An 11,476-nucleotide genomic window follows, 5' to 3' on the forward strand; every position below is an offset into this window, starting at 1 on the left:
AGTCACGCACTACAGGAGCGCACATGCGAAAGATCCCCCCTCGCATGATGATCCGGGACGACGGGCTTGAGTCCAGTCACTTCCTCCAGCTCGCCGCCGTGGACTTCACCGGCATCTACGCGGTCCACCTGGCCGCGAAGGAAGAACGGCTGAAGATGACCAGGCTCGCGTTGAGCCTGTTGTCGGGGCCGTTCCTGGCGGCCATCGCCCTGACCAGCGCCAAGGTGGTGGACCCGCAGAGCCTCACGGACTGGCAGCGCGTGCCGTGGTACCTGTTCGCCCTGGTCACGGCGTTCGGGGTGCTCAGCGTGCTGCCGTTCCTGCGGCTGATCGAGGCGGTCGACGCGCACGCCAGGACGGCCCGCGCGATCAACAACTTCCGCCTGCTCTACGCCTCCAGGCTCAAGGACCGGCTCGGCTGGAGCCCGAACCTGCCGACCGACCCGCGCTTCCCGGAGACGTACGCGCCGCTGGCCTGGCCCGGGATCAACGTGATGACACTGGCGCTGGCGAACTCGACCTACCTGACGGTGGGCCTCACGGGCCTCTGCGGGCAGGCGCCCAACCTGCTCATGCTCACCTTCGGCGTCCTCCTGGTCGCGCTGGTCCACTACGCCGTCTACTACGTGCGCTGCAACGTGACCAGGCGACGCCGGCTCCCGCACAACCCCTACGAGTTCCCGAATCAGGAGACCTGAATGCCCGGCCCTGCGTCATGGGCGTCATGTGGGGAGGCGTGGATGTGGATGATGCGACATGTCTGGACGGCGGGCACCCTCGCCGACGACGACCGCGGCCCCGTGATCGAGGCGCCGTCCGTGCTGTTCGAGATCGCCGAGGTGAGGGGCGACGACCCGATCATCGCGCGGTACGGCGACGCCGAGAGGCTGGCCCTGTACAGCAGGAAGTTCAGCGAGGACGTGGTCGTGCCGCCGTTCAAGTACAGCTACGGCGCGCGGATCAGGGGGCAGCTCGCCTGGGCCGCCGACCTGCTGCGGGTCAAGCCGTACAGCAAGAGCGCGTGGATCTCGCTGACCACCCCGGGCGAGCCGTACGACGCGGTGCCGTGCCTGATCGGCGTGGCGTTCCGGATCCGGGACGGCGCGCTCGTCATGACCGCCACCTTCCGCTCCCAGAACGCCTTCACCAGCTACCTCAACTACCTGCCGCTCGCCGAGGTGCACGCGACCATGGCCCGCGGCCTGGAGCTGGACCGGGGCCCGATGCGGGTGTTCGTGGACGTTCCGCACCTGTACCTGGCCGACAGCACCCAGGTGCTGCGCGTCATGCGGCCCGCGCGGCGGTGAGCGGCGCGGCGATCTCCTCCAGGCCCTTGCGCTCGGCCTTGACCCCGAAGACCAGCTCGACCAGCCCCGCGACGATCATCACGATCGCGCCGATGGAGAACGCCAGCGCCGTGTCGCCCGGCGCGCCGCTCTCGACCAGCGAGGCGAACACGAGCGGGCCCGCGATGCCTCCGGCGGCCGTGCCGATCGCGAAGAAGAACGCGATCGCCATCGCCCTGGTCTCCATCGGGAAGATCTCGCTGACCGTCAGGTACGCCGCGCTCGCCCCCGCCGAGGCCACGAAGAGCACCGCCGACCAGCAGAGGGTCAGCGTCATCGCGGTCAGCGCGCCCTGGCCGAACAGCCAGGCGGTGCCGAGCAGCAGCACCCCGGAGCCGATGTAGGTCGCCGTGATCATCGGGACCCGGCCGACGGTGTCGAAGAGCCTGCCGAGCAGCAGCGGGCCGAGGAAGTTGCCGACCGCGATGATGGCGAAGTAGTAGCCGGTGTGCGAGTCGATCTTGAAGAACGTGGTCAGGATCTGGGCGTACCCGAAGGTGATCGCGTTGTACAGGAACGCCTGGCCGATGAAGAGCGACAGGCCGAGCACCGTTCGCTTGGGGTAGAGCGCGACCATCGTGTGCGCGATCCTGAGGAAACCGATCGACCTGCGCTGGTGGATGGTCATCGACTCCCGCGGCTCGGGCAGGTCGCCGCCGATCCGGCGTTCGATGTCGTCCACGAGCTGCTCGGCCTCGCGGTCGCGTCCGTGGATGAACAGCCATCGGGGGCTTTCCGGGACGTTCCTGCGTACCAGCAGGATGGCCAGGCCGAGCACCACGCCGAGCCCGAACGCCACCCGCCAGCCGATGTTGACCGGCAGGTCGTTCAGCAGCGGCACGGTCAGCAGCGCGCCGCCCGCCGCGCCGAGCCAGTAGCTGCCGTTGATGATGATGTCGATGCGTCCCCGGTGGTGGCTCGGGATCAGCTCGTCGATCGCGGAGTTGATGGCCGCGTACTCGCCGCCGATGCCGAAACCGGTCATGAACCGGAACAGGAAGAACCACCAGGCGTCGAAGGACAGGGCGGTCATCAGCGTGGCCGCGAGGTAGACCACGAGCGTCAGCAGGAACAGCTTCTTCCTGCCGAACCTGTCGGTCAGCCAGCCGAAGAACAGGGCCCCCACGCAGGCCCCGGCGACATAAAGGGCCGCGGCCAAGCCGGCGACCTGCGCCTGGGTGATGTCCAGGCCGCTGCCGGGCTTGGCGAGCTGCCCGGACAGGTTGCCGACGATGGTGACCTCTAACCCGTCGAGGACCCATACGGTCCCGAGACCGATGACGATCATCCAGTGCCAGCAGGACCACGGCAGCCGGTCCAGCCGTGCGGGCACTTTGGTAGTTACCGTGCCGGTTTCCACGTCGCTCATAAGGGCACTTGGGTACCCGGTAAACGAACGGCAAACGTTCCCTACAAGGCGGCTTTTCTGGCCTCGACCAGGGTGGTGCCGAACCAGGGGCCGCCGTACCACAGGCGTGCGCCGAGGTCGCGCACGCGGATGTCGATCACGCCCAGTCCGCGCAGGACGTCCTCGTAGGCGGGCACGTACCGGAAGTCCGCGACCAGCATGAGCCCGCCGGGCCGCAGCACCCGATGGGCCTCGCGGACGGCCTGCTCGCGACCTTCGGCGGAGGGGATGTTGTGGATCGCCAGGCTCGACACGACGACGTCGAAGGCGCCGTCCTCGAACGGCAGGGCGCGCATGTCGCCCGTGACCAGGTCGACCCGGTCGGCGACGCCTTCCGCCGCGGCGTTGGCCAGGGTGACGGCCGCGGCGTTGCCCGACTGGTCCTTCGGGCTCCACAGGTCGACCCCGGTGGCCCGTCCGGACGTGAGCCGGGCGGCGGCCGTCAGCAGCACCGCGCCGCGCCCGCAGCCGAGGTCGAGCACCCGCTCACCGCCTTCGAGCGGCTCCAGCAGCTCGCCCCAGACGGCGAACTTGCCGCGGCGGGTGGTGTAGAGGTAGCTGGCCGCGCTGGCCAGCGTGTAGAGCCCGCCGAAGGCGAAGGCGATCCCGGCGGCGGGGATGTCCAGCATGAAGGAGACCACCGCGAGAGCCAGCAGGACGATCGCTCCGAAGAACAGTCCGCCGAGGGCCCACGGTGCGTCGAATCCGTAGCTACCGTGTCGAGTGCTCACTCTCACGTTATATCTCAAGATGGTCTTGACCAGGAATTGAGCAAACACTGCCCCTTCACCCTCAATTGAGCCGCAACGCAATAACTATGGTGACTTGGATGGGCTGGCATTGGGGGTTTGACCAGGCATGACAGGGAAACATCGCGAATTCGGCCTAGGCGCGAGCATTGCGCTGACGGTGGCGTCGGCCGCCCTCTGGGGGGTGGCGCACCTGGCCACCCACCGCCATCGGATGGGCATCGCCCTGATGGCAGCCTACGTCCTGATGCTCGCCGGCATCCTCACGGTGTTCACGGCGTTCAGCACGCGTCTGCTGTCGCTGGCGGTCCAGCCCGGTTGGCTCACCCTGCTCACCGTGGCGCTGGTCGTGATCGCGCTCGTCTGGACCGCGGTGATCATCCGTTCGTTCCTGCTCGTCCGCCCCGACTCCTCCGACATCGCCGGACGCTTCCTGACCACCACGCTCGCAGCCGCCCTCTGCGCGCTCGTCCTGGCCCCCACCGCGTACGCGGCCCGCCTGGCCTACCTGTCCCGCGACGTCGTCAGCAGCGTCTTCTCCACCCCCACCGACAACAGCGCCCCCATCGTCGCCCAGGACCCGTGGCACGGCGCGAAGCGCGTCAACTTCCTCCTCATCGGCGCGGACGCCGCCCCCGGCCGTCCCGGCGTGCGCACCGACAGCATGACCGTGGCCAGCGTGGACACCGAGACCGGCGCCACCACCCTGTTCGGCCTGCCGCGCAACCTGCAGAAGGTCCAGCTCCCGCACGGCCCGGCCCGGAGCCGCTTCCCCTTCGGCTTCACCGGCGACGGCCCCAACACCCCCGGCCTGCTCAACGAGATCTTCCAGTACGCCGAGGACCACCCGGACATGGTCCCCGGCGTCCCCAAGGGCAAGCGCGGCCCGTCGCTGCTCAAGCGCACCGTCAGCGACATCCTCGGCATCCCGGTCCCCTACTACGCCATGGTCGACATGAAGGGGTTCGCCGAGATCATCGACGCGATGGGCGGCGTCCGGGTCACCGTCAAGTACCCCATCGTGTACGGCAAGTACCGCGAGGGCCTGCTCCCCGCGGGCACCCGCAAACTCTCGGGCGAGGAGGCCCTCTGGTACGGCCGGTCGCGCACCGACAGCGACGACTACGTCCGCATGGGCCGCCAGAAGTGCCTGCTCAACGCGGTCGCCAAGCAGGCCGACCCGATGACCGTGCTCAAGAGCTTCGAGAAGCTGGCCGCGGCCACCAAGCGGGCCATCTCCAGCGACGTGCCCCAGGACCTGCTGCCGGCCCTGATCGAGCTGTCGGACAAGGTGAAGGACGCCAGGATCAGGAGCCTGAGCTTCGTCCCGCCGCTGATCAGCACCGTCACGCCCGACTGGTACCTGATCAGGCGCAAGGTCTCCGAGTCCCTGGACGAGCGCCCCGCCAACCGGTCGGCGAGCGCGCACCACTCCGCCGAGCCGACCCAGGACCCGGAGAGCCCGGTCAGCCTCGACGCCGCCTGCGGCTGAACCCTCACCTTCCCGACAGCCATCACCCGTGTACGGAGTGTGGCATGATGGTGCCCGGGCCCAACGGAAACGATTTTCATCGTCATTTCAGGGAGCGCACGTGAGAGTGGCATTCGTCGGCAAGGGCGGCAGCGGGAAGACGACGATCTCGGCGCTGTTCGCACGGCACCTGGCGAGCCAGGGCGACCCGGTGGTCGTCATGGACGCCGACATCAACCAGCACCTGGCCCTGGTGCTCGGCCTCGACGCCCAGCCCGAGCCGCTCGGGGCCCACCTCACCGCGATCAAAGACCTGCTGCGCGGCGACAACCCGCGCATCGCCTCGGCCGAGACCATGGTCAAGACCACCCCGCCGGGCCGCGGCTCGCGCCTGCTGCGCTTCGACGACCTGGCCGCGCTCGACTACGCCGTGACCACCCCTCATGGCCTGCGCCTGCTGGCCACGGGCCCGTTCGACGACGACGACCTCGGCGTGGCCTGCTACCACTCGAAGGTCGGCGCGGTCGAGCTGCTGCTCAACCACCTGGTCGACGGCCAGGGCGAATACGTCGTGGTCGACATGACCGCCGGGTCCGACTCCTTCGCCTCGGGGTTGTTCACCCGCTTCGACCTGACCTTCCTCGTCGCCGAGCCCACCAGGCAGGGCGTGAGCGTCTACCAGCAGTACCGCGACCACGCCGCCAAGTACGACGTCGCGCTCGCCGTGGTCGGCAACAAGGTCCACGGGCCGTCCGACGTGGAGTTCCTGCGCGAGCACGTCGGCGACGACCTGCTGACCTGGATGGAGCACTCCTCGGCGGTGCGCGCCATGGAGCAGGGCCGCCACTTCACCCTCGACGACCTGGAGCCGGCCAACCTCGACGCGCTCGCCGTCCTGTGCAAGACGCTCGACGGGCAGGAGAAGGACTGGGCGCGCTTCGGCCGCCAGACCGCGGAGTTCCACCTGCGCAACGCCCGCGCGTGGGCCAACGCCCGTACGGGAGCCGACCTGGCCGAGCAGATCGATCCTGACTTCGTCTACGGCCCGTAAACCACACCTCCAGGCATCTGGAGCGACCCTCTTCCCCCGCATAACGTCAGATTCGATCCCCTTCGAGAGGAGACAGCATGTCGCTGACCGTCCCGAACGATCTGCTGGACCAGGCCCGAGCCGGAGACGTGGACGACGCCGCGTTCGTCGCCTGCGTCCGCGACTCGCTCCCCTACGCGTGGTCGATGATCAGTGAGCTGGTCACCGAGCGCGAGCGCAGCGGAGCCGAGTTCGCCGACAACCAGGTGCCACCGCCGTCCGAGGAGGCCCGTGGCCAGCTCCTGCGGTGTCTGGCGAGCGACGCGATGCGCGGCGCGCTCGAACGCCACTTCGGCGTACGGCTGGCCTTCCAGAACTGCCACCGGGTCGCCGTCTTCGACCCGTCGGCCACCAAGGCCCTCGACGAGTTCGTGACCCCGCGGGCCCAGATCCTCAACCAGAAACCGGAGCTGGTCGACTGCTGAACCCATGGGCGAGCCGGGCCGTCCCGGCTCGCCCGTCAGCCCCTCAGCAGGGGCAGGACCTCCGCGCCGATGCGGCGCACGTCCTCCAGGGCCCGCCGGTGGTCGCCGATGCCCTCGACGGTCAGGATGACGTGCTCGATGCCGGTGCTCCCGGCCGTGCGCAGCAGCACCTCGGCGCAGTGGGCGGGCGAGCCCACCGGGTGGATGCGCGTCAGCAGGTCGACATAGGCGGCGACGTCCCGTGCCGGGCGCGGCCGGTCGTCCACCGGCAGGTAGCCGGCCAGCCCGGGGCCGAGCCACGCGGGCATCGACTCCTTCAGCTCGCGGACGGCCGCCTCGGTGGAGTCGGCCACGTGGGCCACCCCCGCCGCCAGGTGCCCCGCCGGGCTCCCGCCGCGCGCGACGTGCTCGGCGACCAGCTGGGCCTTCTCCCGATCGCCGATGTGCATGCCGAGCAGCATCGGCAGCCCGCGCTCGGCCGCCAGCGCCACCGTCGAGCCCGACGTGCAGGCCACCACGGGCCGCAGCCGGGCCCGTGGCACCAGGGCGACCTCCCTGAACCGGAAGAACTCCCCCTCGGCCGCCACCGACCCCTCTGACAGGGCCTCGACCAGCAGGTCGAGCGACTCGGCGAACCCTCGCTCGAACCGGTCGAGCCCGGTGCCGAACACCTCCAGGTCGACCCACGGGCCGCCCCGGCCGACGCCGGGCGTGAACCGCCCGCCCGACAGGTGGTGCAGCATGGCCGCCTGCTCGGCCAGCGCGACGGGGTGCTGCGAGGACAGCACGCTCACCGCCGTGCCGAGCCCGATCCGGCTGGTACGCCCCGCGGCCACGGCGGCCAGCGTGACGGCCGACGGGCACACGCCGTAGGACATGAAGTGGTGCTCGGCGATCCAGGCGTCGTGGAACCCGGCCGCCTCGGCGGCCTCGATCAGCTCCACCGAGTTCCGCAGGACCCGCCCGGGATCCTGGCCGGGAAAGCACGCCGCGATGACGAAGATCCCGATCCGCACTCCCCCGATCCTACGGCTCAGCCGAACAGCGCGGCCTGCCCTTCACCCACGAGCGGATCCCTGACCTGCTTCAGATGCCGCCATTGCGGCAGGTCGTCCAGGTAGGACCAGGAGAGCCGGTGGTGCGGCGTGGGGCCGAGCCGGGCCAGGGCCTCCTGGTGTGCGGGCGAGGGATATCCGGCGTTCTCCGCGAAGCCGTACTCCTCATGCCCGATCAGCCCCATGTACGCGTCGCGCCGCACCTTGGCCAGGACCGAGGCCGCCGCGACCGAGACGCTGGCCGCGTCGCCCTTGATCTCCAGGCGGACCGGCCAGGGAGCGCCGATGTAGTCGTGCTTGCCGTCGAGGATCACGGCGTCGGGGCGCACCGGCAGGGCTTCGAGCGCCCGGCGGGCGGCCCTGCGCAGCGCCTCGGTCATGCCGAGCGCGTCGATCTCGGCGTGGCTCGCCTCGCCGAACCCGATGCCGGCCGCCCACGCGGTCAGCTCGTCGGCGAGCGGACCCCGCTTGGCGGCCGAGACCTGCTTGGAGTCGGTCAGGCCGGGCGGCGGCTCGGACAGGTCGGTCACGACGGCGCAGACCGTCACCGGCCCCGCCCACGCGCCCCTGCCCACCTCGTCGACGCCCGCGACCGTGCGGGTGCTCGGCATGGACAGCAGGAGCTGCTCGATCTCGTACGTCGGCGCCATGCGCAGACGCTACCGCTCGGCCGGGGTCACCGGTTCCAGATCGCCCGCGATGTACCGGGCGGCCACGTGGATCGCCCGCAACGTCACCGACACCGACGGCCGGTGCACGCTGGACCTGCGGGCCACCGCGTGCACGTCGCGGCCGACCGGGCTGCCGGGGAACTCCCGCACCGACAGCCCTCGCACCCCGGCGGCCAGCGCGAGCGCGGGCACCGCCGCGATGCCGATGCCCTTGGCGACGAGCGAGAGGATCGTCCCCAGCCCCTCGAACTCCCAGGGCGTCGGCCGGGTGCCGCCGACGTCCTGGAACAGCCGGTCCACCGCCAGGCGCGAGGGCTCGCCGTCGGGGGTGGCCATCCACGGTTCGTCGCGCAGTTCGCGCAGGTCGAGCGGCACGTCGGGGTCGGCCAGCCGGTGCCTGCGCGGCACGACGAGCACGATGGGGTCGCGCAGCAGGGGGAAGACCCGCAGGCTCTCGCTCTCGCGGACCGCGCCGTACCAGTCGTCCACCAGGGCGATGTCCACCTCGCCCGACTGGACCTCCCGCATCCCCCGGCCTGACCGGCTCTGGCCCAGTCGGAGCGTCAGCTCGGTGTGGCGGCGCAGCGAACGCGCGAGCGCCGGCGCGAATGCCACGGCCGCCGTGGGGAAGGCGGTGACGACGACGCGCCCCGAAGGGGTGCCCGCATGGGCGGAGAGGTCGGACTCGGCCTCCTCGACCATTGACAGGATGCGTTCGGCGTGCTGGACGAGCCGGCGTCCCGCATCGGTCAGCTCCGCGCTGCGCGCGGTCCTGTCGATGAGCGCGGTGCCGGTCTCCCGTTCCAGCGCCGCGAGCTGCTGGGAGACGGCCGACGGGCTGTAGCCCAGGGACTCGGCGGCGGCCGCGATGCTGCCACGGCGAGCGAACTCGCAGATCAGTGCCAAACGCCGGAATTCGAGCATCAGACTTCCTTATGCCTACCCACAAAAAGCCTCGCTTGTCCTGATGCCTTCATACAACCACCCTGGGAACGTGACAAACATGACGGTGACCTTGTCCGCCACCTTGGCGGCGAACGAAGACATCGAACGAAGACGACGCGCCGGGGAACGCGTGCTGCACCTGGCCTTCGGCGAGGCCGGCCTGCCCGTCCACCCGGCGCTGCGCGACAAGCTGGCCGCCGCCTCCGAGCGCAACGGCTACGGGCCGGTCGCGGGGGCGTCCGGGCTCCGGGCCGCGGCAGCGGGCTACTGGACACGACGGGGGCTCCTGACCGAGCCCGAGCTGGTCGTCTGCGGACCGGGCAGCAAATCGCTGCTGTACGGCCTGCTCCTGGCGATCGGCGGCGACATCGTCCTGCCCATGCCCAGCTGGGTCAGCTACGCCGCGCAGGCCGATCTGGTGGGCTCCCGCCCCATCCTGGTGCCCGCACCGCCAGGAGAGGGCGGGGTCCCCGACCCGGACCTGGTCGTCACGGCGGTCCGCCGGGCGCGGGCTGAGGGCAGGACCGTCAGCTCCCTGCTGGTCACGCTGCCCGACAACCCCACCGGCCGGCTGGCGACGCCGGAGACCGTCGCCCGCCTGGCGGCCGTGGCGCGCGAGCTGGACCTGATCGTGATCTCCGACGAGATCTACCGCGACCTCGTCCACGACGAGTCGGCGGTCTACACCTCGCCGGCCGACCTCGCGCCCGAGCGCACGATCATCACCACCGGGCTCAGCAAGAGCCTGGCGCTCGGCGGGTGGCGGATCGGCGTGGCCCGGCTGCCCGAGGGCGCGCACGCGCTGCGTACCCGGCTGCTGGCGGTGGCCAGCGAGATCTGGTCGGCGCCGGCCGCGCCCGTCCAGGAGGCCGCGACCTACGCCTTCGAGGAGCCGCGCGAGCTGACCGACCGCGTCGCCGCCAGCCGCCGGTTGCACGGCATCGTGGCGCGGGCCGTCCACGAGCGGTTCACGGAGATCGGCGCCTCGGTGCCGCGACCTCAGGGAGGCTTCTACCTCTATCCCGACCTGAGCCATCTCAGGCTGGGCGGCTCCGCCGACCTCACCAGGATCCTGCTGGACGAGCACGGCATCGGCGTCCTTCCCGGACACGCCTTCGGTGACGACCCGTCGGCCGCCCGCGTACGCGTGGCGGTGAGCCTGCTCTACGGCGACACGCCCGAAGAGCGCATGACCGCCCTGACCAGCACCGATCCCCTTCAACTCCCGTGGATCGCGGCAAATCTGAATCATCTGTCCATGGGCTTGAAGGAGCTGTCCCTGGTCCGTCACGGCGTCGTCGGTGAACGGCACCCGGCGCTGGTCCCGGCGCCATGTCACGGTTAGGCGAATCTTTCCCCAAGAGCTGGTTTACCATCCACCAAATCAGCCCTCTGACCTGCGGAAACACCGCACATCAAGAAACCCGGGAAAGATGGTGCCGAGAGCCTGGTTACACGCGCCCCGCGTGAGCCTCATCATGTGCTCATGCCCGCTCTTGTCACCTTGTCCGGGCGCTCCGTGCGCCTGGAACCTCTCAGCCACGCGGTGATCGACGATCTCGTCGCCGCGGCGAGTGAAGACCGCTCCACTTACGCCTTCACTCGCGTCCCGGACGGCCGGGACGAGATGGTCTCCTATGTGGAGGCCGCCATGGCTGAGCAGGCGGAGGGCCGCACGCTGCCCTTCGCCATCCGGTGGCTGAACACCGACCGCGTGGTCGGTGCCACCCGTCTCATGCACCTGGAGTATTGGCAGGGCCCCATGCCCTGGCCTCCGGGTACACGGGGTGCGGTGGGCGACATCCCGTCCGTGGCGGACATCGGTTACACCTGGCTGGGCGCCTGCGCCCAGGGCACGGGCGTCAACCGGGAGAGCAAGTTCCTCATGCTCTCGCTCGCCTTCGAGACCTGGAACGTCCACCGCATCACACTCAAGGCAGATGTCAGGAACGTCCGATCCCGGGCCGCCATCGAGGCCCTCGGCGCACACTTCGACGGGGTGCGGCGAGCGGATAGCCGAGGCGCCGACAACACGGTCCGAGATACGGCCTTCTACTCGATCCTGAACTCCGAATGGCCGCTCGTCCGAGAACGGCTGGCCATGCGGCTCGGACTGGTAGAGGCAGCGTAGGAACATCGGCAACGGCCCCGCCCATACTTTTCCGGGCGGGGCCTGTATTTTTCTGCGTCCCCATCGGCTCTACATGACACGCCCCCGTGTCGGTGTGTCATGTCCGGCCCACCATCAGCATGCGGAGGCGCGGTCAACACCGGATCAAAGGCGGATCAACGGGTCGTTCGGTGATCAGCCCAGCT

12 protein-coding genes are annotated in these 11,476 nt (G+C 70.1%); 7 read left to right on the forward strand and 5 right to left on the reverse strand.

Annotated features, from left to right (window positions below):
- Window positions 1–23 precede the first annotated feature (23 nt).
- Window positions 24–698 carry a hypothetical protein gene (locus ACIA8R_RS01415; RefSeq protein ID WP_357693491.1) on the forward strand — a complete coding sequence of 225 codons (675 nt, stop codon included), beginning with the start codon at window positions 24–26 and terminating at the stop codon, window positions 696–698.
- A 42-nt stretch (window positions 699–740) separates the two neighbouring features.
- Entirely contained in the window at window positions 741–1,307 is a 567-nt protein-coding gene (locus ACIA8R_RS01420) for a hypothetical protein (RefSeq protein WP_397035870.1), read from the forward strand.
- On the opposite strand, the gene ACIA8R_RS01425 is transcribed toward ACIA8R_RS01420, so the two are convergent.
- Both ACIA8R_RS01425 and ACIA8R_RS01430 read right to left on the reverse strand, forming a co-directional pair.
- Window positions 1,285–2,715, reverse strand: a complete 1,431-nt coding sequence (locus tag ACIA8R_RS01425) for an MFS transporter (RefSeq protein ID WP_397035872.1) — start codon at window positions 2,713–2,715, stop codon at window positions 1,285–1,287. The two genes, ACIA8R_RS01420 and ACIA8R_RS01425, sit on opposite strands and share 23 nt — an antisense overlap.
- A 41-nt stretch (window positions 2,716–2,756) precedes the next feature.
- Window positions 2,757–3,485: a class I SAM-dependent methyltransferase gene (locus ACIA8R_RS01430; protein WP_397035874.1), complete on the reverse strand. Its 729-nt coding sequence runs from the start codon at window positions 3,483–3,485 to the stop codon at window positions 2,757–2,759.
- A 178-nt stretch (window positions 3,486–3,663) separates the two neighbouring features.
- Here ACIA8R_RS01430 and ACIA8R_RS01435 point away from each other — a divergent pair, with 178 nt between their 5' ends.
- The 3 genes from ACIA8R_RS01435 (at window position 3,664) to ACIA8R_RS01445 (ending at window position 6,489) form a co-directional block, all read left to right on the forward strand.
- Window positions 3,664–4,995, forward strand: coding sequence for an LCP family protein (locus tag ACIA8R_RS01435; RefSeq protein WP_397035876.1), 1,332 nt, complete (start codon window positions 3,664–3,666; stop codon window positions 4,993–4,995).
- 100 nt (window positions 4,996–5,095) lie between these two features.
- Window positions 5,096–6,025 carry an ArsA-related P-loop ATPase gene (locus ACIA8R_RS01440; protein WP_364083747.1) on the forward strand — a complete coding sequence of 310 codons (930 nt, stop codon included), beginning with the start codon at window positions 5,096–5,098 and terminating at the stop codon, window positions 6,023–6,025.
- 77 nt (window positions 6,026–6,102) lie between these two features.
- Window positions 6,103–6,489, forward strand: coding sequence for an SCO5389 family protein (locus ACIA8R_RS01445; protein ID WP_357693479.1), 387 nt, complete (start codon window positions 6,103–6,105; stop codon window positions 6,487–6,489).
- Between the two features lie 35 nt (window positions 6,490–6,524).
- On the opposite strand, the gene ACIA8R_RS01450 is transcribed toward ACIA8R_RS01445, so the two are convergent.
- The 3 genes from ACIA8R_RS01450 to ACIA8R_RS01460 are packed head-to-tail and all read right to left on the reverse strand — an operon-like array spanning window position 6,525 to window position 9,139.
- Window positions 6,525–7,505: an LLM class flavin-dependent oxidoreductase gene (locus ACIA8R_RS01450; RefSeq protein ID WP_357693477.1), complete on the reverse strand. Its 981-nt coding sequence runs from the start codon at window positions 7,503–7,505 to the stop codon at window positions 6,525–6,527.
- 17 nt (window positions 7,506–7,522) lie between these two features.
- A complete protein-coding gene (locus ACIA8R_RS01455) occupies window positions 7,523–8,194 on the reverse strand; it encodes a ribonuclease HII (RefSeq protein WP_364083740.1) in 672 nt (223 codons plus the stop codon).
- Window positions 8,195–8,203: 9 nt separating this feature from the next.
- Window positions 8,204–9,139 (reverse strand): LysR family transcriptional regulator, encoded by a 936-nt coding sequence (locus ACIA8R_RS01460; RefSeq protein WP_357693473.1) that lies wholly within the window; start codon window positions 9,137–9,139, stop codon window positions 8,204–8,206.
- A gap of 79 nt (window positions 9,140–9,218) precedes the next feature.
- Here ACIA8R_RS01460 and ACIA8R_RS01465 point away from each other — a divergent pair, with 79 nt between their 5' ends.
- Window positions 9,219–10,505 carry a pyridoxal phosphate-dependent aminotransferase gene (locus ACIA8R_RS01465; RefSeq protein ID WP_364083736.1) on the forward strand — a complete coding sequence of 429 codons (1,287 nt, stop codon included), beginning with the start codon at window positions 9,219–9,221 and terminating at the stop codon, window positions 10,503–10,505.
- 141 nt (window positions 10,506–10,646) lie between these two features.
- Complete coding sequence (locus ACIA8R_RS01470; protein ID WP_352318377.1) at window positions 10,647–11,291, forward strand: GNAT family protein; 645 nt, start codon at window positions 10,647–10,649, stop codon at window positions 11,289–11,291.
- Window positions 11,292–11,476 lie beyond the last annotated feature (185 nt).

It is taken from the genome of Nonomuraea sp. NPDC051191 (assembly GCF_044455665.1).
Lineage (GTDB): Bacteria > Actinomycetota > Actinomycetes > Streptosporangiales > Streptosporangiaceae > Nonomuraea.

Excerpts from the sequence above, each read along its gene's own strand:
- ACIA8R_RS01415 (WP_357693491.1), top strand. The coding sequence starts at position 24 with ATGCGAAAGATCCCCCCTCGCATGATGATCCGGGACGACGGGCTTGAG.
- ACIA8R_RS01420 (WP_397035870.1), top strand. The coding sequence starts at position 741 with ATGTGGATGATGCGACATGTCTGGACGGCGGGCACCCTCGCCGACGAC.
- ACIA8R_RS01425 (WP_397035872.1), bottom strand. The coding sequence starts at position 2,715 with ATGAGCGACGTGGAAACCGGCACGGTAACTACCAAAGTGCCCGCACGG.
- ACIA8R_RS01445 (WP_357693479.1), top strand. The coding sequence starts at position 6,103 with ATGTCGCTGACCGTCCCGAACGATCTGCTGGACCAGGCCCGAGCCGGA.
- ACIA8R_RS01455 (WP_364083740.1), bottom strand. The coding sequence starts at position 8,194 with ATGGCGCCGACGTACGAGATCGAGCAGCTCCTGCTGTCCATGCCGAGC.
- ACIA8R_RS01460 (WP_357693473.1), bottom strand. The coding sequence starts at position 9,139 with ATGCTCGAATTCCGGCGTTTGGCACTGATCTGCGAGTTCGCTCGCCGT.
- ACIA8R_RS01465 (WP_364083736.1), top strand. The coding sequence starts at position 9,219 with ATGACGGTGACCTTGTCCGCCACCTTGGCGGCGAACGAAGACATCGAA.
- ACIA8R_RS01470 (WP_352318377.1), top strand. The coding sequence starts at position 10,647 with ATGCCCGCTCTTGTCACCTTGTCCGGGCGCTCCGTGCGCCTGGAACCT.